This window comes from Sulfitobacter guttiformis (genome assembly GCF_003610455.1).
GTDB lineage: Bacteria > Pseudomonadota > Alphaproteobacteria > Rhodobacterales > Rhodobacteraceae > Sulfitobacter > Sulfitobacter guttiformis.
Window position 1 is genome coordinate 2,525,355 of the sequence record NZ_RAQK01000001.1, and the last position, 22,157, is coordinate 2,547,511.

Annotated in this window: 20 protein-coding genes; 7 read left to right on the forward strand and 13 right to left on the reverse strand. The window is 50.4% G+C overall.

Features of this window, described 5'->3' with window-relative positions:
• The first annotated feature begins 81 nt into the window (after positions 1–81).
• Entirely contained in the window at positions 82–471 is a 390-nt protein-coding gene (locus tag C8N30_RS19195) for a hypothetical protein (RefSeq protein WP_147419692.1), read from the forward strand.
• A 243-nt stretch (positions 472–714) separates the two neighbouring features.
• Here C8N30_RS19195 and C8N30_RS12285 read toward each other — a convergent pair whose 3' ends face one another.
• The 9 genes from C8N30_RS12285 to C8N30_RS12330 all read right to left on the reverse strand — a co-directional run bounded on the left by C8N30_RS12285 (position 715) and on the right by C8N30_RS12330 (position 6,679).
• Complete coding sequence (locus C8N30_RS12285; RefSeq protein ID WP_025061269.1) at positions 715–1,044, reverse strand: hypothetical protein; 330 nt, start codon at positions 1,042–1,044, stop codon at positions 715–717.
• 200 nt (positions 1,045–1,244) lie between these two features.
• On the reverse strand, positions 1,245–1,811 hold the full coding sequence (locus tag C8N30_RS12290) for a tyrosine-type recombinase/integrase (protein WP_025061270.1): 567 nt from the start codon (positions 1,809–1,811) through the stop codon (positions 1,245–1,247).
• 198 nt (positions 1,812–2,009) lie between these two features.
• A complete protein-coding gene (locus tag C8N30_RS12295) occupies positions 2,010–2,729 on the reverse strand; it encodes a hypothetical protein (protein WP_025061271.1) in 720 nt (239 codons plus the stop codon).
• Between the two features lie 46 nt (positions 2,730–2,775).
• The gene (locus tag C8N30_RS12300; protein WP_025061272.1) at positions 2,776–3,108 is read right to left on the reverse strand and encodes a DUF3768 domain-containing protein; all 333 of its coding nucleotides are present in this window, start codon (positions 3,106–3,108) and stop codon (positions 2,776–2,778) included.
• Complete coding sequence (locus tag C8N30_RS12305) at positions 3,101–3,559, reverse strand: hypothetical protein (protein WP_025061273.1); 459 nt, start codon at positions 3,557–3,559, stop codon at positions 3,101–3,103. The genes C8N30_RS12300 and C8N30_RS12305 overlap by 8 nt, the downstream gene beginning before the upstream one ends.
• 344 nt (positions 3,560–3,903) lie before the next feature.
• Positions 3,904–4,506: a hypothetical protein gene (locus C8N30_RS12315; protein ID WP_025061275.1), complete on the reverse strand. Its 603-nt coding sequence runs from the start codon at positions 4,504–4,506 to the stop codon at positions 3,904–3,906.
• Between the two features lie 203 nt (positions 4,507–4,709).
• Positions 4,710–5,039: a hypothetical protein gene (locus C8N30_RS12320; RefSeq protein WP_025061276.1), complete on the reverse strand. Its 330-nt coding sequence runs from the start codon at positions 5,037–5,039 to the stop codon at positions 4,710–4,712.
• Positions 5,036–5,764 (reverse strand): ATP-binding protein, encoded by a 729-nt coding sequence (locus C8N30_RS12325; protein WP_025061277.1) that lies wholly within the window; start codon positions 5,762–5,764, stop codon positions 5,036–5,038. The genes C8N30_RS12320 and C8N30_RS12325 overlap by 4 nt, the downstream gene beginning before the upstream one ends.
• Positions 5,765–5,833: 69 nt before the next feature.
• Positions 5,834–6,679 (reverse strand): hypothetical protein, encoded by an 846-nt coding sequence (locus C8N30_RS12330; RefSeq protein ID WP_147419693.1) that lies wholly within the window; start codon positions 6,677–6,679, stop codon positions 5,834–5,836.
• 132 nt (positions 6,680–6,811) lie between these two features.
• On the opposite strand from C8N30_RS12330, the gene C8N30_RS12335 reads away from it, so the two are divergent.
• Complete coding sequence (locus tag C8N30_RS12335) at positions 6,812–7,756, forward strand: hypothetical protein (RefSeq protein ID WP_147419694.1); 945 nt, start codon at positions 6,812–6,814, stop codon at positions 7,754–7,756.
• Positions 7,757–8,239: 483 nt separating this feature from the next.
• A complete protein-coding gene (locus C8N30_RS19955; protein WP_025061280.1) occupies positions 8,240–8,566 on the forward strand; it encodes a DUF6626 family protein in 327 nt (108 codons plus the stop codon).
• A 656-nt stretch (positions 8,567–9,222) separates the two neighbouring features.
• Here C8N30_RS19955 and C8N30_RS12345 read toward each other — a convergent pair.
• Positions 9,223–10,797 carry a hypothetical protein gene (locus tag C8N30_RS12345; RefSeq protein ID WP_025061281.1) on the reverse strand — a complete coding sequence of 525 codons (1,575 nt, stop codon included), beginning with the start codon at positions 10,795–10,797 and terminating at the stop codon, positions 9,223–9,225.
• A 778-nt stretch (positions 10,798–11,575) separates the two neighbouring features.
• On the opposite strand from C8N30_RS12345, the gene C8N30_RS12355 reads away from it, so the two are divergent.
• Positions 11,576–13,540, forward strand: coding sequence for a DNA/RNA helicase domain-containing protein (locus C8N30_RS12355; protein ID WP_025061282.1), 1,965 nt, complete (start codon positions 11,576–11,578; stop codon positions 13,538–13,540).
• A 756-nt stretch (positions 13,541–14,296) separates the two neighbouring features.
• A complete protein-coding gene (locus tag C8N30_RS12360; RefSeq protein WP_084273550.1) occupies positions 14,297–14,473 on the forward strand; it encodes a helix-turn-helix transcriptional regulator in 177 nt (58 codons plus the stop codon).
• Between the two features lie 194 nt (positions 14,474–14,667).
• On the opposite strand, the gene C8N30_RS19200 is transcribed toward C8N30_RS12360, so the two are convergent.
• Positions 14,668–14,901 carry a hypothetical protein gene (locus C8N30_RS19200; protein WP_147419695.1) on the reverse strand — a complete coding sequence of 78 codons (234 nt, stop codon included), beginning with the start codon at positions 14,899–14,901 and terminating at the stop codon, positions 14,668–14,670.
• A 563-nt stretch (positions 14,902–15,464) separates the two neighbouring features.
• Between C8N30_RS19200 and C8N30_RS12370 the strand changes: the two genes are divergently transcribed.
• Positions 15,465–17,138 carry a mechanosensitive ion channel family protein gene (locus C8N30_RS12370; RefSeq protein ID WP_025061284.1) on the forward strand — a complete coding sequence of 558 codons (1,674 nt, stop codon included), beginning with the start codon at positions 15,465–15,467 and terminating at the stop codon, positions 17,136–17,138.
• Between the two features lie 160 nt (positions 17,139–17,298).
• Here the strand turns inward: C8N30_RS12370 and C8N30_RS19340 are convergent, their stop codons facing one another.
• Complete coding sequence (locus tag C8N30_RS19340) at positions 17,299–17,595, reverse strand: ATP-binding protein (RefSeq protein ID WP_170151150.1); 297 nt, start codon at positions 17,593–17,595, stop codon at positions 17,299–17,301.
• Positions 17,596–18,064: 469 nt separating this feature from the next.
• On the opposite strand from C8N30_RS19340, the gene C8N30_RS12380 reads away from it, so the two are divergent.
• The gene (locus C8N30_RS12380; protein ID WP_147419696.1) at positions 18,065–19,465 is read left to right on the forward strand and encodes a GAF domain-containing sensor histidine kinase; all 1,401 of its coding nucleotides are present in this window, start codon (positions 18,065–18,067) and stop codon (positions 19,463–19,465) included.
• A gap of 343 nt (positions 19,466–19,808) precedes the next feature.
• Here the strand turns inward: C8N30_RS12380 and C8N30_RS12385 are convergent, their stop codons facing one another.
• The gene (locus C8N30_RS12385) at positions 19,809–22,142 is read right to left on the reverse strand and encodes a heavy metal translocating P-type ATPase (RefSeq protein WP_025061286.1); all 2,334 of its coding nucleotides are present in this window, start codon (positions 22,140–22,142) and stop codon (positions 19,809–19,811) included.
• Positions 22,143–22,157: the final 15 nt, after the last annotated feature.

Consider the following 22,157-nt stretch of genomic DNA (forward strand, 5'->3'; position numbering starts at 1 on the left):
TGGCGACGTTCTCCAAGATGTTGACAAGAAGCTTTTTGGCATGGCTTTCTATAGTCTATTGGAATATTTGATAGGTGAGATATGAAAAAGCGCATTTTTTCTTTAATAGCTGTGGCGATAGCGGTAGCAGGATGCGACCCCGCTATGCAGGAAAAAGCCAGCCTAGCCGAAAAAATACCTGCCACTCAGACAAATTCAATCCCAATTAAAACAGCTGCGACTGAGCCGTTGGCAGACGGACTATATAGCCAAACACTTGCCGGAAAACTGATAACTCTAAGTGTTGTTGATGGACAGCCAGTAAAATATACTTGGGGTGATAGTTATTCAACTACAGATATTTCTCGGCGCGGTGAAATGATCCAAATTGATGGTGCAAAGTTCAAAATACTTTCAAATAGTCCCGCTAAAATTTCGGGCATCTATAGTTGGGGCGGATATCTCCGTCGGCTGCACCTGACAAGAAAATGACTGTGTGTATTTCATATCCTACCGCGCTAAAGGTATTCGGTAAGCCTTTTACGTAACTATAAGAACGATAGTTCAGTGGCTAGGTAATAAAATCTAGATGCCCAGGACTGAAGATTTTTCGGAGTTCACAGAAAAACTCAATGTTCAGCCTAATTTATAATTAGACGGTTTTAAAATTCGCTAGCATTCATTGGTAGCAGCGCCTTGCTATCACCTGGACGATAAAGATCGTGTTCTAGAGCACTAGCCACAGATAAAAGTGACGTCCTGGCCTTGCCCTTTAAACTGCCACTTCCCCTGAAATGCTGCTTTGCCGCTTTGAGTAGCGCCAACTTTCAAGTTCTCGATAACTGCTTGATCTATGGATATAACGTTTCCTGTCATGGAGACGTTTTTCGCTTTGTAGCTTCCCCATTTGTATGACACAGGCTGTCCGCCCTGTACTAATATTGTGGCGGTTTTCCCAGAAACGTTGCCCTTATAGGCGCAGTTGGACAACTCGCTAGCCATTGCGGGTACTGCAAGTGCTAACAACACCGCGCTTGCTGCCGAAACGATGATACCTAGACGCATAAAATTTCCTAAATTCAAAAACCACAACAAATTGTTTGGCTACATTGATAAAAGTGGGTCAGTAGAACCTTCTCATCATGAAAATCGCATTCGATTCTGTCAACCCATCTATAAATGCTCTATTTTAATAAGGTTCTTTGATATATTGGGGTTTTAAACTGGCGTTCGTGGCAATTTACGCTGAGGTTCGGTCTTAACATTCAAAGCAGCTCGACTGCTTGGCTCAGCTGCTCTGAATTCACATCAATGTAGCGCTGCGTTGTCGATATGTGGCTGTGCCCCGCAAGTTCAGCAAGCAACCGCACACCTACGCCTTTGTTCGCCAGCCGCGTAATGTAGGTGCGCCGCCCCGAATGACTTGATGCATCTTTCAACCCGCATGCTTTGTATACGTCGAGGAACAGCTGGCACATGGTGTTGCCTGAGAAGTGCCCGCCTTTCTGGCTTTCGAACAGAGGGCTGTTTTGATCTGCGCTGCGTATTGTTTCGCCGTACTCACTCAGCGATTTGCGCAACCGCTGGTTCAGGTACACTGTGCGGGTTTTGCCCCCTTTGCTTTGCTCTGCGCTGAGAATGAACTGACTGCGCACAGCACCAGCTTCATCAAACACGTTGCCCACAGTCAGCGCTGCAATTTCCTTGGCGCGCAGCCCAGCGTAAAAGCTCACCATCACAATCGTTTCATCGCGGACTGGATGACGCCGACTGCGGCAGTAGTGTAAAACACGACGCAGCTGCGCCTCGTTCAATGTCTGTGCTTGGCGCATGTCAAAACTCCTAAAAACATAACGTTTTGTTAGCTTTGACTGTAAAGTCTGAGGTTCCGGTTGGTCGACCGAAATCACGCCAAGTCCGTATGCTATATTTTTCAATGACTTAGGCGATAACCTAATACAATATGTATTGTATGAGGTTTTGGGCTGTGTGGTTCTGCGCCAGCAAAAGCCTTGTACTTGAGGTGGCGCTCAGTGACGCTGCGCAGGCTCGACACTGTCATCAGTGTCCAGTGTTAGCCAAGAACGCCAAAGTTGGGTTTTGAAATATGAGGCGTCTGAGCGTCGCGCGCTTTGGTCTTGCTGACTGCTTAATAAACCTGCCCAACAAAGAGGGCGCAGCACACAGCAGTAGAATGACGACGTCGCGCGCCACGCCATCGGTTCGTTACTGAGTTTTCCATAAAAGACTTCGTACAGCTCGACTTCCGTACCGCCATCTTCAGCTTCGACATTGAGCACATTGAACCAAACGTCCCAGTTCCCTGCCGCTTGATCGCCGCTGCGGCTGTAACTGCTGTGATCCATGTTCATGAGGTAAAACGGTATTAAGGCATCAACTAGCTGAGCTGGATGGGCAAGCAGTTCAGCGCCACGTTTGGTGATCTTGAACTGTCCTTTGTAATGCCGCCCCAGCTTTAATTCTACGAGCAAGAAATGCAGCAGTTCCAAGGGCGGGAAATCGTATTCGTTGAGCACCTTGTTGACGCTGAACAGCTCATCGTAGCTCATGTCAGGCCAATCGAAGTGCTCGGCTGCCCAGTGAACGAACACGCGCTTGAAGGCTTTGTTGGAGGTGAGCCCAATTCCATTATGTTCTTGGGCGTAACGCAAAGTCAGCAATGCTGCCCGCAGCAACGGTGAGGAGGCAAGGTCAGGATGATCATCAGGCAGCTGGCGAAATTCAATCATGCAGAATCTTGGCATAGCTGAACGTAACGAGCCAGTCTAAACCTGCTTAGTATTCGTCAGCCAGCATCACCGTCAGCACTCGCGCAGTGACAGCTGGGTCTGAAGGGGCAGGGCTGTGCATCGTCAAATCCAAATCGTAATAGTCGAATTTCCAGAACACTGAATGTGCTTGGTGCGTTATTTGTCCGAAGTCATGTTCGCCATATGGATCATTGTCAGCTGTGAACGCGTCGAAGTTCTGAACTGCCTGTAGAACGTCAGCAACTGACGCCTCACCCAGCGCTTGCACTCCTTGGGTGATCATAACTCGGCATCCCGCAAATGTGCGCCGAGCCTGATCATTAAGTGCTGCTATTTCGATGGCGTCTGCATCATGCATTTGCGGACGCCTTTGCCGCTCCGGGCTTGAGGCTTGGTGCACGTTCAGCTGTTTTACTGATGGCTTGATCCAGTTCACCTGCACCAGCTGCCGACATGAAGGCATCCAACACCGCGCCCACGTCTTTGAGTGTTTTGACGAACACAGCATTGTTGCTGCCATCTGCCGCAACCACACGTGCCCCGTAGCGGCACTGCACATACCAACCGTTGTCCTGTTCAAAGAACCACGGACGCACGCCGCGCATTGCTTTTGTCAGTACGCGCTCGCCCAGCTCATTTTGCATCCATTTGGATTTCTCAACGCGGTGATCTTCGCCTTTGAGTGCAGCGGCATAAACCAGCTTTTGCTCTTTCAGCCCAGCCATCAGTTTTTCACGTCGGGCTATCACAGGATCACGTTTGGTGTTCCGAGTGACCGATTTGAACGTTAGCTTTTCTAGATGTGTCATATGCGCTCCTTGCTGCTTGTTGACAGTTAAAGCGTATGATCATCTTTGGGCTTGGACGACCGAAATCTAATCCAAGTATCTGAATTTATTACTCTATATTGATACTGCACCGAACCTACGCTCACAAAAAAAGCGTCTAACGGTATGAACCATTGACGCTGTTTTATGTCTGTTAAGTGTATGTACTGCTTCACGTATTGCTGTTTGAACAGTTGCTCTTTGAACATTTGTTGTTTGAGCATTTGTTCGTGAGTATTGATTTGCCAAGGATTTTACCTAAGACATGCAATCCACTTATCTGTACGAGAACTGTTTGCGTGCAGGGGCTTAGCCGCGCTGCATCATCAATGTTCGTCGGGTAGCTGATACCTAGCCTGTTGAGCCGCTAGTGCCTGTTTCGCGTCGTTAAGCCAGAGTGGGCTGGCTGCCCTTAATATGCGTGCCTGCTGTGCATCATGTTGGTATTCAGCCAAAGTGTTGGCAGATGTTCGGTCCCAACACAGATCGTCCAACAGCGTTTCCCCGCCCAGTTGCCAATACTCACCTGTAAGATAGTTGGTGGCAGCCTTTTTGTGTAGAAGCGGCATGATCCAGTTTTTGCCAAGCGGCGCTGTCTGGTAATGATGCTGCGTCCATACGGCGTTTAATACACAGCATGTATGTTCGATGTCTGCGATGGGGGCGAGCAAAGCAAAATGGACATGATAGTTTTCACTGTCAGAACCTTCATGAGCGAAACACCAGCGCGGAACCCGAACCGCTTGTCGCTCAGCAGCTTTGCCGAAGAACACACGATCAATTTTGTTCCAGTATGAACGCAATACTTTGGTTGCGCTGTGTCTGCCGATGGTGCGTCCATCGATGAACTTCAACGTGCCAAAAACATTCCAATCTTTCGACAGCAGATGATCCATCAAAGCTGCTCTTTCGCGTTTGTGTTGCTCCATTGGTGTTACATTCCTCTCCCATGTATTTATCAACGAGACAGAAAAAGGCGCTTGTTTCAGGCAAAGACTGTGGGGCGAACAAATCTGAACAGCCTGTGTTGCGCACTAAGGTCGCGACACAGTGTTTGCCCACAGCTTGATGCATGGCAAAAAGCCGCCAGCATTGCTGCTGACGGCTTTTAGTCTTTGATTATGTGCGCAGTTTAGTCTTCCAAATCCATGACAGCAGAAGGGTATGACAGCCCCGCAAGCTCACAGAGATAACGACGCTGTTCGAGTGGGGTCGCTTGATCCCACTGACGCTTGAATGCGCTAAACTCGGATTCCGTCATCTGATGATGTGCAGCAGCTTCGAGCGATTGCTTGAGTTCGCCCTCTGCAAGCTCTTTCACATGAGGAAACGGATTTAGCCCTTCGTACCATTGCACCAAGCCGTCAATTTGTTCGAGACGTTTGAGAGCTTCTATGACACGGATATCGACTAATTGTTTGATGTTGAGGATTTCAAGAAGCAGTTTGCGGCGTTGCATCATTTAATCACCTTTTTGATAGTACCTGCAACAGCTTGCGCGGTAAGGCTTGGCTTTGTCGCAGATGGCTGAGCTGACTGCTGATTTGTCACCAGCGACACCGCGGCTGACTTTAGCTTAAGTATATAATCCTCCACCCAATCGTTGAGGTTGCGCCCGCTTTGGTCAAAACCCTGAAGCAGAACGCATGCTTGTTCATGTGTTACTGTAAAGCCTTCTGCGTTGAAGATGTTCATGACGCGGTACGCCCATTGTTCTGAGCTAGGGTAGTCGACATGTAAGCAGCGAAAGCGATCTTTGAGCGGCGCATCAATGAGATGGAGGTTATTGGTAGTCGCAATTACGATGCCACCTTGGTGCTCGTCGATAAAAGCACGGAACCGTTTCTGCATTGGCATCGAGAACTGATCTAGTTCATCAAAGATGACGCATCCAGTATGCGCGCCCAGCAAAGTTTGCATTTGCCAAGAGTTCATCACTTTCTGAAAGCTATCAGAGTCTGCTTCATAGCTATTGGCATGAAAGGGATCATTAAACGCAGTATCTCCTACCCTCGCGTTTAGGACAATCTGTGCCGTTACGCTTTTGCCAGTACCTTTTGGCCCATACAGCAGAAGATGCTTGTTGATCTTGTTTTTTGCGTAGTCTTCAAGCGTTTGCTCCACAGCAGCACTCTTGAACATGACGTCACGCAAGGATGTTGGGCGGTTTCTTTGTTCGAAATTCATGGTTAATTTTCTTTCTAAATTTGAGATGATGTAGGCAGCACAACGCTGCCTACTATTGGAGTTGAGGGGTTAAGCTGTGACAGGTTGCGTGAGAGTAACGGTTTCAGGCAGCTGCAATTCAGGTTGAAAAACCTTTGGCGCAGGTAGGCTTTGCATCAGCTGCTGAAGGTTCAGTGCTCGCTGATCTGCGTCAGCCTCAGCAACACTGCGTTCAACTCTTTTGACAACATTTGCTTTGAGCGCTTTTCCTGCGATATTGAGGACGTTGTTGACGGCAGCCATGTTATTTGTGCCAAACACAATGCTGCCTGTGCCGTCGTCATTCTTGCGCACAAGGGCGAGACTGAACCGAGCGCCATCAACTGGCTGAAGTCCGTCACCCATTGTGACTGGAAAGAGCTCCGCCTGATCTGCCAGCATTGCTTCTGCAAATTCGCGTGCCATATGTGTTGACTTAGTATCAGACGAACTCAAAGGCATCTTACGCCGGATTTCATCGATGCCGTGGTTGTCAACAATGTACTGGGGAAGCTCGGAGCCGATGATGCCTTCTCCGGCAGCAACTTCAATTACGCGGCAATAGACAAAAGCGCGGTTTTCGATCTTGTTTTGGCGATCAGTTCCCACAAATACGAGACGAACAACCTTCAGGGCTAAACTTGTCTGGGAATTGTGGGTGAGCTTGTAGATGTCCATCAATCGGTTGATGGCTTTGCAGTGATCTAGATTTCTGCGGACTTTGATGAAGAAGTCGAGCGTGGAGCCGAGGAGCGCGTAAAGTTCAGCGTTACTCGCAGCATAAGTGCCTGCCTCCCATCTGCGGTGCTGTGCTGCAAGGGCTTCGATGGCGTTGCTCAGATCGTGTACGTTTTTGTCTTCAAGTCTTGTAGTCATGTTAAGTTTCCTTTTGCTCATGTTCTGCCGACACGGTGTTGCGCCGACTTAGGAAACATCTCACATTGCCGCTCAATGGGCGTTTGGCGGCATTCACCTGAGGTTAGTGTTGCCAATGCTGCGGCAGTCATCATTTTTGAATGGAAACACTTGATGTACCAAAAGCACTTGCGTGATCTGGATGTTGTGTACTTCCGATACGCTCCGCCGCAGGCGTTTCGAAACGATACGAGCAGCGAGAAACTTCCAAATCCGCCATTTTCAGGCGCAGCACCTTGGCAATGCTCAGTCTATTATTATTGGTGGCTTTTCTTACGAGAGCATCAAGCTCTGCATGGTGATAGCTCTGAGATTGAGATGCTGATTGCAAATCAAGATTGGAAGCTAAATATGAACGTCCGTTCGGAATTTGGCTCCGTGACTGAAGTTGGTTTTTTGCGTTGGTGGATTTTGACTGGGCGTCATCTGTTCTGTGAGGTTGCTGAGCACAGTGTCAGGGCACTCACTTCCAACGAGGTCAACCATGGCGTGGAACTATCAGATGGTAGGCGAGTACCGATTCATGATGCCAACATTTATTTGCAGATTCCTGTACATCAGGATTTAGACAAATCCATCGAGGAGGTGCGGGCATATTTGCGGCAAGCAAAACAGCGGCAACATGTGAATCCAGATTATGAGGCACGATATCCGGTGTTTACGAAGCCTGTACTGACTGCTCTTGAAAAAACGTATCGAGCATGGATTTTGCGTAAGTCACATCCTGAAATGCCGCTTGCAGAAATTGCGGTGGAAGCTGGATTGGCTGCAAGGGCTGATAATACTGATACAGCGAACAAATCAGCCAACGCTTCAGCTGCTAGTCGCGCATTGAATCAAGCCACGCTATTGATCGAATGGGTGGGTAAGGGCATATTTCCTGTCACTTCCAAATCCCAAGAATTGCGCGCGGCTGACATGGCTGAACGGCAATGGAAGAAACTCCACAGCAGTGATTTTAAAGACGCACGTTACAGGTCATCTCGTCATAAGCGTTCTAATGCTGATCTGACAGAACAGGCGGCAGTCCACGGCTTAGACTTAGACGCCGTGCGCTGAGCTTTCTGCGTTTTAAGGGCACCTCGGATGCTCTGGTTCCCGCTATGTTGGTAACACAGTGTTTAACATTGCTGCTGCATCATAGTCTGCGCCTATCGAGTGTCATGGCTCAAGGCACCAAATAATTCTGCGATGTTACCGGAGTAAGAAAGCTTTCGATGTGGAACTATTTGCGAAGGGCGGGCCATTTGCCAAATGCAGCGCAGGTAGCGAGGGCTTGAACTTGCTGCCTATTATGTGCGCCACCTAAACATTCGCCCTTGGTGCCGGATGAAGCAGTGGTAACAAAAGTACGGGTTGGATCGAGCTTACGTGCTCCGCCCCAGCGTTCGCATGTTGCGCACAGTTTCATGCGCGGGGAATAAGTTGGCATCTGCATCTCCTTTTTCTTACGTTATTTTCTGACCAAGGCTCAGAGCAACCGAAGATCGTCTTCGCGTTCGGATAAATACCTATGAACGTGAGAGAATTTGGAGAGACGCAATGACCATAAAGCTACTTGAACACCTTCGTGACGAGCTGATCCAGTCAGGGGCAGTACAGAACACACCAGAGTTTTGCCGTTGCTGGCTGGGGCGAAGCGAGGGGTATATCAGAACGCTGCGCTACCATGGAATTGAGCCCAGCGTTGAAGCGCTAGCTGTGTGCAGCAACAAGTTGGGATTCTATGCGGATCAACTGCGGAACAGTGACATAGAGCCCCATCTGTTTTGGGTGGTGCGCTTTGATGATCTCAAAAGGCTGTGTGATGAAGCGTTGGCGCAGCAAGTTCGAGCCGTTTGGCAAGCGCCAAGCAGAATGTCGGCATGATCGGCTTCCTGAAATGGGTTCTGCAGTCCCCAAATCTTGCTGCGCGGATTTTTCTAGGGAAGTACTTATCGTTTCAAGCTGGTGATTTTGTATCCCCCAACTCTGGTTTTGCGCGCAGTGCTAGTCAGTGAAGTAGTAGGGCAGTGGCGCATTGCTAAGCCCCGCCAGCTGCCCATACCAAAACCAGTCATTGCAAAGAAACCTCGTAGCAGGAAGCAAAAGGCTCAGCCGTTTAACAAGAGCAAGCCTGACGAGCAAAGCTAAAGACGTCGTACGCACGCTGTGCTGGTCTTGTGTGCGTCTGATGATACCAGCCTGCACTCAGTGTAGCGAACAACGGATGCGCTGCGCTGCATGTGAAGATCTGGGTGGTTTCGTCAGGAAAAGGGCAGGGGGAAGTGCGACGAGAAATTTGTCGACCATCTGACTGAGAGGTATGCCAGAGATGGTTTTGCAGCTTTCAGGATGTCGATCACTCAAACCGCAAGGTTGATCTCAGCATCGGACACCGAGGTCGGAAACCGGACATTCGCTGCATGTGGAAATTCTGATCGACTAAGAGACAAAGCGGGCTTACGGTTGAATGCTGGCTAACCAACCCTAAATTCGAAATCTTACCGCCCGTTTTATACGATGACTGGTATCTAGTACTCACTCTATCCATTGCAAAAATACTCGGGGCGGCCGGTGGCCCAGCGAGGTTTTAGCCTAACACCAACTAGCGCACCTACGGCACTTCTTTCGGTCTTGCTAAGGCCTGTATTACCGCTTTGAACTTGCCCGTCAACTATCGTCAAAAAGCCGTGTTCGTATAGATAATCACAACCGAATATACATAGTGGGAACACAATGTGCGGATCGAGGCGTTCACTATCGCTGCATTGGCTGCGTTTCTTTTTGTGGGCGACAACTAATGCATTTCTGGAATATTTCCGTTGGCAAATTGCACATCGTCGCTTATTCTTTTGGCCAAATATCCAATCAGCAAGAATTGACTGTTCTCGCCTCCTAGTCCCAATAGAGGCTTGATCAGTATTACCAATTTTTGAGAGCCGATCCTTGAAGCGATCATACCTTTTTTCATTTGTCGAATTCTGATCAAAAGCAAGATCGGATGCCAGTGTCACCAAGTAATTTCCACGCCCACCTTTTTTATCAATAAACAATAGTGGCGAGTTGAATATTAGCTTTCCAATATTGGCAGAACCCAGCCCCTCTGCCACCAGAGATTTTGTGACTTCAGGTGTAGGTATTGCCCCCCTTCCACGCATGATATTGCATAGGATATCTTCTCCGTCACCTAACTCTCCGGGAGTACCTTTGAAGCTGGCTAATCCATCTTCAACGACGAAGTGACGTGATTGCATAATCCACGTGCGAATTAAGCTCTCGCTGGGAAATTCCGTATTTGCAGCACGTCGACGCAAGGAATGCGACAGCATTTCAGTGAGGTGGTCCACTCCAATGCTTTCAACGATTGAGAAAACTTTTTCAGCAGCATTAATTAAGCTGTTCCCATCCGAATTTTCGAAAATATACCAGAGATCTTCCCCCTCCACTGCACTCCATGTTTGCTCGTTCAATACAATGAGATCTTTTAAAACTTTGAAATCTTCGGTGGTCTTGGGGCCTTTGACATAGCTCAGTTTTCCCAAGCCGACCAAACCCGGAACTTTATAAGCGGCTTTAAGATGTTTCTTCAGCGACCTCAGCTTTGATTCGTTACAAATTACCCGTGCCTCGTGCTTTGAATAGCTGTTTCTGGTAACCTTTTCCAAGTTCGCGTGGCAAACTGTGTAGCCCTCGGAAAGCCCTTGGCTTCTGAGGTAGTCAATTATCCCCACCAGTGTCGGGAAATTCCCAATCAAGCTTTTTGTTTGTAGTTGTTGTAGCAAATCCGGCTCCAACCAAAAGTCTCGTTGGGTGATAACCGCGTCTACCATTTTCGCGATAGGAAGCGGGCCATCAAGATGATCGCGATAGTTGCGCTCTATAAGTTGGCGGACACGCTCACGGGTAAGCTCTCCATAATTTTGTCCGAGCGCTTCATAAGTTGGCATGATCTGATCATCTGCGCCAAACCCATAATAGTCCAAGATTATTGCATGATTTCGAGTTTGAAGAATTGGGTCAAGTTCCGCCATTTTACGCGGCGTTCCGTCCAATTTTAGTTGACCGGCTTTTCGTGGAACGTTCACCAAAAACTCTCGGAATTCTTCTTCGATATCCAATCCAAGTTCCTTTCTGAAATGCTAATAGGTTTCAGGTTATAGTGACAAATGCCTCGGGATTGTCGAGCAAGTATCGCTGAGTCGATCAAACACCAATATCACTTTTTAATGGAGCGAATGTCTACTCTAGCTTGCTGCATCGCATCATTCTAGGCAATGCCCGGACGGCGGCTACGGGCCGGAAGCATCGCCTCGAACTGGGTCGAACCACCACAATGCTGTGAAGCGAGACACGGTAAGAGTGAGCCCTTAGTTGAACGACGATCTAAAACCAGTAGTCCTTCATGCGCTTAAGGAACTCCATATCTTGCAGTAAGAGATTTGAAGCATCGCCAATGACTTAATCAATACTACAACGCGGGCATATCGCGGTTTGCTCATCATGACACCATTGATCGATCTCTGTAGGTGCGAATACCGAGCAGCAATTGAAACAGCCGCATTGGGAGCTGGCTTCAATCTCAGAGCGGTGGTGAGAAGAGTGGGCGTGGGCAGTTTTGAGTTGATCATCCATAGGCACGTAATGGCATAGAATACTTGATACTTTCCAACGATAGCTTTGCCCCGCATAGCAATCATTTACCACTTTATTGTGCCGCAGGTGGTATCAATAGTCGCTTTCGGGACGCTACAGCGCAGCAGGCGGTTTCCCGGCGCAGTTTGTAAGCGTTGGTAGTGGCAATGATGAGGCTAGACCCAACATGGAGAGGCATCACCGCTTGTAGCTTATGAAAAGCGGCGTATCCTCAGTCTAGCAAATAAATAAAAATGGGCAGCAATGAGCACTAAGTCATATTATGCGGCGAGGGTAGAAGAGTTTTTGCTGCTTTCGACAGAAGAGATTGTTGGGCAACTTGCGATACGGGTTGGATCTGAGCACAGCGGAAATGAAGGTAATCAAATTCGCGCTTGGCGGACACAGATTGGCCTACTCAAAGAAGCACTGACTGACCCGCAGTGTTCAGATTGGGGGATCTTGCTAGAGCTGCCTCTTCTACGGTTGGGCAGACGTATCGACACCGTTATCCTGATTGGTGATTGCATAGCTTGTATCGAATTTAAGATCGGATCGGCAAGTTTTGGATCTGGTGATATAGATCAGGCGGTTGATTATGCCCTCTGTCTCCGCGACTTCCATGCAGCTAGCCACAATCGCACAATCATCCCAATACTGTGTGCGGACAAGGCGGCTCTTCAACGTGACAGAACACAAATCGAAATTATCGAAGGGGTTAGTCAATGCTTGCTCGTTAATGGGCTACAGCTTGCTAGAGCTATTGAATTAATTGCGGAGGAAGCTGAGCCAAATCAGATTGATTGGCGCGCTTACGATGCGGCGACTTACAGCCCCACGCCAGATATCGTTACAGCAGCGCGTGGACTTTATTCGGGTCATACGGTCAAAGAGATCGGGCGTTCAGATGCTGCGGCTGAATCCTTGGAGCGAACAGCGGCGCGTCTGAAGGCGATTGCTGATGATGCACGGATACACGGAAAGAAAGTTATTTGCTTTGTTACTGGAGAGCCTGGGTCTGGGAAAACTCTCTTGGGTTTGGACATGGTGTTTTCAGGAAGTACTGGACGCGATGCTAACGAACCCGCCGCTTTACTGAGCGGCAACAGACCATTGGTGTTTGTCCTCCAGGCTGCCATTGCTGAGGATGCGCGAAAACGTCTCGGAGTCAAAGCGCCGGAAGCCAAGCGACAATCCCAACAGGCACTTCAAACACTATTGGGCTATCTGAAGGACCACGCAGCTCCAGACTCAGATCCACCCGAGAACATCATCGTGTTTGATGAAGCGCAACGGGCTTGGGATGCTGACACCGGACTCAAGCTTCTTGGACGCGCTAAATCCGAACCTGAGCTGTTCCTAGAGATTATGGGGCGACTGCCTTGGGCTTGCTTGGTATGTTTGGTTGGTCCGGGCCAGGAGATTAACCGCGGCGAAGGTGGCTTGATGCTGTGGGGCGAGGCGCTCGCAAAATCGCAAGAGTGGACAGCCCACATTTCGGAAATCGCATTAAGAGAACGGAAAGGCTTAATCGGGCTGTTGGACATCGCAAACGGCGCGGATGTTGCTATCAATCTGGAACCTGAACTTCATCTTCAAACAAACCTCAGAGCCCATAGGAACCATCTTCATGGTAGTTGGGTTGCTGCGCTGCTCGAAGGGGATATTGAAAGTGCCGCGTCAATTGCGGCTGAAATGGAAAGCCCTCCTGCGTTAGTCACCCGCGATCTTGCAGAGATGAAAGAATGGCTAAGTCTTCGCAGAAGAGGTGAACAGCGGGTTGGGCTTCTCGCGAGTAGTGGAGCAACTAGGCTCATCGCCGATGGCATCCCTGCTTCTCCACGATCTGATGACCTCGGAGCGGTTGTGCATTGGTTTTTGAAGCCGAACGGCGATTTTCGGTCATCAAACTCACTTGAGACTCCACTGTCTGAATTCGTCTGCCAAGGGCTTGAGATTGATTACGCTGGCTTATGCTGGGGCAATGACTTGATCTGGGAAAACAGAAACTGGCTGCCGCGGAAAATGCGCGCGCCCAACTGGCAAGTCCTTAAGAAAGAAGATGCCAAACAGTATCGAGTCAACACATATCGCGTTTTGCTTACGCGCGCCCGAGCAGGGACGGTGATCTACGTCCCGAATGGTGATCCGGGAGATCCCACGCGGAAGCCTTCTGACTTTGAGGGCGTTTTTGAAACTCTTCAGTCCGCTGGATGTTCGGTGATATAGGCACTCTGATTAGCCAAAGTGGGAAGGCTGCAATGCCTGCGATTTTGGAGATATATTTAATATTTCCTAGCTGGGCATGATCCCGAGCATTTCGTTTGCTGACGTTTCAGCCTGAAAATGGTGCGGGTGTATAAATTGAGGCAATGCGAAAGAGGCGATGCAGCGTTTGGATGAAGGCATGCTTAGGTAAGTGCGTTGTCCTGCGTGTTTGCTGTTTGGGTGATTTCCGGCTGTCCATTCACTGTGTTTGCGTTAGTGTTGTAAACACTGTGTTGAACACAGTCTTTAGAGCGAATATCCAAAAACACACTTTTACGCACACTAAAATTTTTGCACAGTAAACCACTGCAAAATATGACTTATATACAGCCATCTGTATTGAAAATCCTCGTGTCGGTGGTTCGATTCCGCCCCTGGGCACCATTTAAGTATTTGATATATCATACTTTATTTATCCTTTGGGTTTAGTTTGTATCCGTAACCCGCTTTGGGATTACATTGGGGCTACACTCAGGTTTTGTTCGTTATTCGATCTAAGAACTTACAAATATCATCGTGCGGAACCGGTCAACGTCCAAGTTATTTTCATATATTTTTGATTAGACACGCATGTTATCGAAGGGCGTTTCAAGCTTCAGTCGAACTTTTCAGGAAGCTATCTTAAGCGAGGAAATTCCAAAACTTGCTATCAAACCAAATTTCGATATCGGAAAATAGACCAAAATCCTTTTCATAGCCAATGTGAAAGGGAACTATATGTTCGACGTAAAACCACTCCTCACCATCAAAGATGTTTGCATGCTTCTTCAACGCTCCAAAGCAAGCATTTATCGTGACATTGATGACGGATCATTTCCAAAACCTTTGAAGCTTAAAGGCTCGTCCCGGTGGACTATGAGTGATATAGAATCCCGCATTTCTGGTGCGCGATAATATAGAAAATCTGATTGGTTGACGAAACCTGTCGGCTCAAGAAAATATTGAGCCCAGTGTTCGGATGTCGAAGGGCACTTATCAGCGCCATTCTGTCAGTCGATTAGCTACAATTAGGGAGGGCCGATCTCACATTGAAACCGCCCCTCCCTACTTTTGTTTGGAATTTTATTGGCGCCAATCTAATGGACTTTCTACCGATTGAAACGATCAATAATTTCAGCAGCTGCGGCCACGTTAAGAGCCTCACGCAGCAGGTCTCGAAATTGATGCACAGGAACGCAGGCCTGCTGCAAAGCGGCAAGGTGGTCTGGCAGGCAGAGTTCGAGCCAGCCTTCATGAGGACACCCCTCATCCCAGATCAACTCGGTTTTCTGCCCGTTCTTAATCCAGCTGTCTGCCTGTGCCAGAATGGTCACGAGCCCCATTTCGATCTTCTCATCGAGGAAGGCGTTACCACGTATATATTGTGCTCAGAGTAGCTACTCGCAATTGAAGAGGTTGAGGGCAATCTGGATATGCAGAAATTGCCGACAGGCCGCTAATGGCGCTTATTAGTATCTTGGGGCAGGGGCGTGAATAATCCTATGGCGTGAGATTTCCGCATGAATATGCGAAGATGGCCCGCCAATCCTGATTTCGATCAGTTCTGCCCGTTTTAGTTTCTGACAGCCTTGCCGAACAACAGCGACCTAAGAACTACAATCATGTCCCATGAATGTCCCCATTGTCCACCAAATTTGCCTTCTGATGAAGAGGTTATAACAGAAGCTAAGTTCCGCATAGTTGACCAACACAATATGCGGAAACACCAAAAAAACATAATTTCTGTCACAGTTGAGAACTTGTAGCTTGAAATGAAGCTAAAGGTCTTCGGTCAAATCAGGACGATCCACGAAACACCATCTATCTTCAATAGAGGGCGACCCACTTGGAAAATGTCGGAATAAATCATCCCTTAACTGATGTCCGATCAATCCGGTCTGTCTTAGTGAGCCCGGTCCCGTCTTACATAAAACGCTTACTGTCAATTATCGCCCTATGTGTCGCGGCTACGCTGGCGACACCTGATTTCCTTACGGCACAAGAGGACACAGCGCTCTGGTATGAAACGGAAACCATCAATTCAGGTCTTGAAGCGCCGTCGAAAGATGTGGATCGGAGCTCCCCACGCGCCGCGCTCAGAAGCTTTCTTGAGCTAATTGAAAAGGGCGATCTTTCAGCTGCCTTACACCTGATGAATCTGTCGGAAATCCCAAAGGAAGAACAACAGGCTCTTGGTTCGCAGCTTGTGTCCGAACTTGCGTCTATCTTCGACCGCAAGCTCCGGATCAACTGGTCGAGCATTCCGGCTGACCCTTCCGCGCGAACGACCGACCGCGCGGAAGGTCAGGCACTTTCGGAGCCTCGGCGAGACTACTTTCTAGAAGATCTCGACGTGGATGGCCAAGTCTACGCTATTCGTCTCTCCCGCTACGCAGCACAATCCCCTGACGGCGAATTTGGCGACCCTGTCTGGCTTTTCTCTCGAGAAACTGTCGATAATATTGATGTCCTCTACGATGCTTTTGGTCCAAGAGCCTTTGAGAGCCACATTCCGGGCGCGTTAAAAGCAAGATTCGGCTGGTTGAATCTTTGGGAATGGATCGCCCTCCCATTGCTGTTGGGTGCTGTCGTGTGTGTCGGCATGCTTACGTCGAAACTTGTCGGCCTCGGCAAATATATATCCAATCGTCGCGTGCTGAGTCACGCATTCGAACGCGCGTCTTTACCGCTGTCGCTGGTGACAGCATCGATAGCAGCATACTGGCTTCTGGGCTTCATAGTTTCCCTTTCAGGACCGGTCATCGCAGTCATCACACCAGCGTTGGTAATGCTGTCTGTTGTTGGTTTCAGTCTTGCCGCGCTGCGCGGAATTGATGCGCTGATCGACCATGTGACCCGCCGCTATCTGGGCGACGATTATGATGCGCCCAGCTCGTCTGAACGGGAGTTCCACACGTCGATGTATGCTATCCGGCGGATCATCTTGGTGGCCACGGTCGGCTTCTCACTTGTTTTTGTATTGATGCAGTTCGACATTCTTGCCGACATGGGTCTTACATTGATTGCTTCCGCAGGTGTCTTGACGGTCATCCTCGGTATTGCCGGTCAAACAACGCTCGGGAATATCGTAGCCTCCCTGCAGATTGCAATTGCGAAGCCTGTGAGGATTGGCGACAGCATACAATATGAAGGTGACTGGTGTATCGTCGAATCCATTTACTTCACGTTCATAAGGCTGCGTACATGGGACGAAAGACGGATCATAGTACCGGTCAAATATTTTCTTTCCTATCCCTTCAAGAACTGGTCAGTCGTCAATGAACGCATGCTCTGTACGATCCAACTTGTTCTTGATCCGATGGCAGAGGTGGCTGTGCTACGCGAGAAATTTGAGGCAATCGCCAAAAGTGATCCCAACGTGATCGAACACGATGAAGTCGTGACATATGTTACCTGCCATTCGTCGAACGGGATGACGGTTGAGTTCTTCGCGATGGCTCCAGATCCTTCGACAGCCAGAGTAATTGAAATGCGCTTGCGCGAAAAACTTGTAGACTTTGTACGCAGGGAGCACCCTGAATGGTGGTGGCGCGAACGCTTCGTCGAAAGCAGAAAGTGAGGTGCTAAGAGTAAGCTGTCTGACACAATTGGCTTGAAGCATCGCTGAGGTGCAAAGAAAGGCAATCACTGCGATTTGGGCTCCGATAAGCCAATAAGTGCGTATTCCGGAGTATCCGCCAACCTGTGCTGCGTTGCTGTGAGGCAATGTTTTTCAATTATCAGGTTTGAGGCATTTCGTAATCTATTTTGCTAATGGTTTTGCGCATGGACTGTCCCTCGAGTTCGAGGCGGTAAGCGTTGTAAACGATGCGATCGAGGATCGCGTCTGCGAAGGTCGGCTGCCCGATGACGTCATGCCAGGCTTTGATGGGCAGCTGGCTGGTAATCATGGTTAATCCGCGTCCATAGCGTCCCTCGACGGTCTCCATGCAATCTCGGCGTTGCGTGGCGGTCAGCCGGTCTGGCCCCCAGTTCTTGAGGATCAGCAGGGGTGCTTTCGTGGTTCTGCGGAACAAGCGGGGGAAGCGCCCGTCCATTGCCCGGCAGGCGATTGCAAATTAATCTGCCGTGAGGGGCCATGAGCCAGCTCCGCCTATTCGAAGAGGCCCGGCATTCTCTTGTAGACCAAGATGACGCCGTCGAGACAGGCCGCTTGCGCCGATGAGCAGCCGAGCCAGGTCTTGCCGCCCCCCGAAGAAGTTAAAGGCGCGCACGTTGCTGGTGATCCAGTCTGGTAAGGTTTCGGTCCAGGTCGCTTCGGCATGGGTTTAGTTTGAGGCGCCGAGCGTCGCGACAAACAGTTGCGCTGTGGCACCTCCCTTGCCTGGGATCAATCACATCGATGGCGTGCTCAGCATGATCTTGGGTATGTTCTATAGACGAGGATTTGTGGAGCTATTTCAAATTGCCGGAGTTTAAAGTTCTTTGCGTTGATGCCATGTCGCATGCCTGACCGACGCTGATAGCCTGTGAGACTTGCGGTGTTTGAGCAAGCGCGGCGCGAACAAACCGCAGACATCGCTTATCCAAGCCCAAAATATTGACAGCTTTCTATTTCGGCGAGGTGAAAGTGATGTCCAGCCTCAAATTCGCCAAAATCATGGTTCTAAAACAGTATTGGTTAACAAGAATCGTCAGTTAGAAATTATCGGGAGCAGCACGATGGCTAAGACATATACGTTTGAAGCTCTTGGATTGCTGCATGGCAGCATGGACGAGGGCCTCCTGAACATTAACACTCTTGCAACACGCGTTTTTGGTGTAGCCGTCTCCTTTGTCTCGGTCCTTGAAAGGCAAGAGGGGCGCCAATATATGTCCGCCCATTCAGGGTCTTGTTTTGACGATCCAGATTTGCATGACATACCAATTGAGGGGTCGATTTGTCAGTATGTACAGGTGAGTCAGCAGACGGTTGCTATTCCAGATCTGCTTAAAGATGCCCGCACTCGAAACAGCGAGTTGATATCCAAAACCGGTATGCGTTCCTATCTTGGCAGCCCAATCCATACGACTGCTGGAAAGGTTATCGGGGCAATTTGCTGCATGGATGAATCCCCACGAAATTGGACACAGGATGAAATAGGTATCCTTGAAGGCATGGCCCGCTGCGTTGACGACATCGTGAGTGCGAGGACCTCGGCCTTGGAAGAAAACAAGGCGCGTATAGAGCTGCAAGAAATCATGGAAACCCGGAGTGGGTATATCGCGCACGTCAGTCACGAAATCAGGACACCGCTCACAGGTATCATCGGTTCGATTAAACTGCTGAAGGGGGCGAAATCTGAAAAACAATTGAAAAGTCTTATGTCGATACTTGATCGATCAGCGGACAAGTTACAGAGTTTTGTGAACGACATCCTTGATTTAGCCAAGCTCGATGCCGGATACTTCGAGATTGTGAAAGAAGAAATGGATATCGGAAAACTCGCAAGTGATATCTTGAGCGAGTTCACAGCACTGGTAGATACAAAGTCAATTAGCCTTAGTGTCAAAAATCAACTTGATGAAAATCTCTATTTTGCAGATAGAACAGCGTTTCAAACCATCCTGCAAAATTTGATCGGGAATGCGATTAAATTTACGGATACGGGTTCTGTCACTGTGAGCATAGGTGAAGATTCCTATGGGCAAGTTGCCATTAAAGTCATCGACACAGGCATTGGTATCGCGCCGGAGCATCACGAAAAGATCTTCAAGGAGTTCCAACAAGCAGAGTCTGTCACTGCAAGAACTTACGGGGGAACAGGTCTTGGTATGTCTATAGTCAAACGAATGGTTGAACGGATGGAGGGTACAATCAGTGTCAAAAGCCAGCTTGGCCAAGGTTCGACATTCTTGATCTTGGTTCCCTTGGAGTTAGCCGCCCAGCGTAAAATTGCGGCTTAACCCGAAGGTTGGACGGCCCCTGCAAACTGCTGGTCGAGTTTACAGGTCGACAGCCCGACGTGAACAAGTCTCGATGTGACCTGACAGCGCCCCCATCCCTCAGAATTGGGACGGGGGCGGCGCATCCATTGAATGATATGGTAATTGTCTATTTTGATGGTGGTGCGAACCGGACATTGGCGCAGTTCAAAGTAGGTCCATTTTGTCCGCTCAGCAGACTGTCGCTTCCCACCTCGAAAATGGTTTAGTGTGCAAGCGCGAAGAACAGCAGCAAGGAGCCCAAAATGCAAAGATTCAGCAACGCGGCGAATGTCGGCTTTAGCTCTTACACAGATCTTCTCCTCTAAAGATCAACCCGCCGAAGGCGAAGCGCGTTACTGATGACAGAGACTGACGATAGGCTCATAGCGGCCGCCGCGATCATCGGTGAGAGTAGAAGGCCCGTTACGGGGTAAAGCAACCCCGCTGCAATTGGCACGCCAAGCGTGTTGTAGGCGAAGGCGAAGAACAGGTTCTGCTTGATGTTGCGCAGGGTCGCCCGTGCCAACTTGCGCGCCCGCACGATGCCCATTAGGTCGCCGCCAAGAAGGGTGATCCCGGCGCTTTCCATCGCCACATCGGCGCCGGTACCCATGGCAATGCCGACATCGCCGGCGGCGAGCGCGGGTGCGTCGTTCACGCCATCACCTGCCATGGCAATCTTGTGACCATCCCTCCGCAATTGGTCGATCAGGTCCTTCTTGTCTTCCGGCAGGACGCCCGCACGCACCTCGTCGATGCCGAGCTTGCCCGCCACCGCCAGCGCCGTGCGTTCGTTGTCGCCAGTCGCCATGATGACGCGCAGCCCTTGCGCATGGAGTTTCTTGATCGCCTGCGCAGTGCTGTCCTTGATCGGGTCGGCCACGGCCACGATGCCTGCCAGCGTCCCATCAACCGCGATGAACATCGCTGTCTTGCCCTCAGTTCGCAGGGTATCGGCCTTTGCCTCGGCCGCGCCCGTGTCCAGCCCCATCTCTTGCATCATTGCGGTGTTGCCAAGCGCGACGGCGCGTCCGCCGATCTGTCCACGCACACCCTTGCCAGTGATGGCCTCAAAGTCGGATGCATCTTGACGCGCTGCGCCCGCCGCTTCGGCCCCTTCAACAATTGCTTCGGCCAGAGGATGCTCGGACCCGCGTTCAAGTGCCGCGGCCAGCGACAGCAGGTCTGCTTCGGGTATATCCCCCAGCGCTACTGTGTCAGTCAGCGTCGGCTTGCCCATGGTCAGCGTGCCAGTTTTGTCTACGATCAACGTATCGACGCTCGCCATACGTTCCAACGCCTCGGCGTCCTTGATCAGCACGCCCGCCTGCGCTCCGCGTCCTGCCGCTGTGGTGATCGAGATCGGCGTGGCGAGCCCCAGCGCACAGGGGCATGCGATGATCAACACAGAGACGGCTGAAGCGATGGCAAAAACCAGTGCGGGTTCGGGTCCAAAGATCATCCACATCGCAAAGGCAAAGATCGCGGCCCCCACTACCGTTGGAACAAATATAGCTGAGACCCGGTCCGCCAGTCCCTGAATCGGGGCACGAGATCGCCGTGCGTTCGACACCATTGTCACGATCTGCGCCAAGACGGTATCAGCACCTACTTTGCCCGCTTCCATTACCAGAGAACCGTTCTTGTTGATTGTGGCGCCTGTTACCGCATCGCCTGGGCCTTTCTCGACGGGCATCGCCTCGCCGGTCAGCATACTTTCGTCCAAGCTGGAACGCCCCTCGATCACCGTTCCATCCACCGGGACCGCATCGCCGGGGCGCACACGCAGACGATCACCCTCCATGATGTTTTCGAGCGGCGCGTCGTATTCATTGCCGTCCGGCAGGATCCGCCGCGCGGTCTTTGGCGCGAGGTCAAGAAGCGCGCGGATCGCGTCACCCGTACGTTCGCGTGCGCGCAGTTCCAGCACCTGACCAACAAAGACCAGCGCAACGATCACCACCGATGCCTCGAAGTATGTGCCGACGCCCTGGCCCATACGATATTGTTCGGGGAAAAGGCCCGGCAGGAACGTGGCGAAGATCGAATAGAGATAGGCTGCGGAAACACCAAGGCTGATCAGCGTCCACATGTTTGGCGAGCGGTTCACAACGGAGTCCCAGCCCCGCTTGAAAAATGGCCATGCTGCCCAAAGCACTATTGGCGTGGCCAGCACAAATTCCAGATAGCTCGCCATCTGATGCCCGATCCAGTCGCGCACCGGCAGACCGACCATTCCTCCCATCGTCAGGACGATCAGCGGCACCGCCGCGCCCGCCGAAATCCACATTCGGCGGGTGAAATCGGTCAACTCCTCGCTTGGCTCGTCCGAGGGCAGCATCGGCTCAAGCGCCATGCCGCAGATCGGGCAGGCCCCAGGCGCGTCGCGGATGATCTCGGGATGCATTGGGCAGGTGTACTGGACTTCGGCGGGTGCCGCCTTTGTCTGTTCTGCGGCCCGATCCGAGGCGTAGTGCCAAGGGTCAGCCTTGAACTTGGTTTGACATTTTTCAGAGCAAAAATGGAAAGTCTCGCCTTCAAAATCCGCGTGTCGCCCCTCGGGCTTGACAGCGACCTCCATCCCGCAAACCGGGTCCTTCGCCGCCTCGGTTCCTGTCGGTATTTCGGACGCAGTGTGATGGTGATCGTGGTTCATGGTGTGCGAACCTTT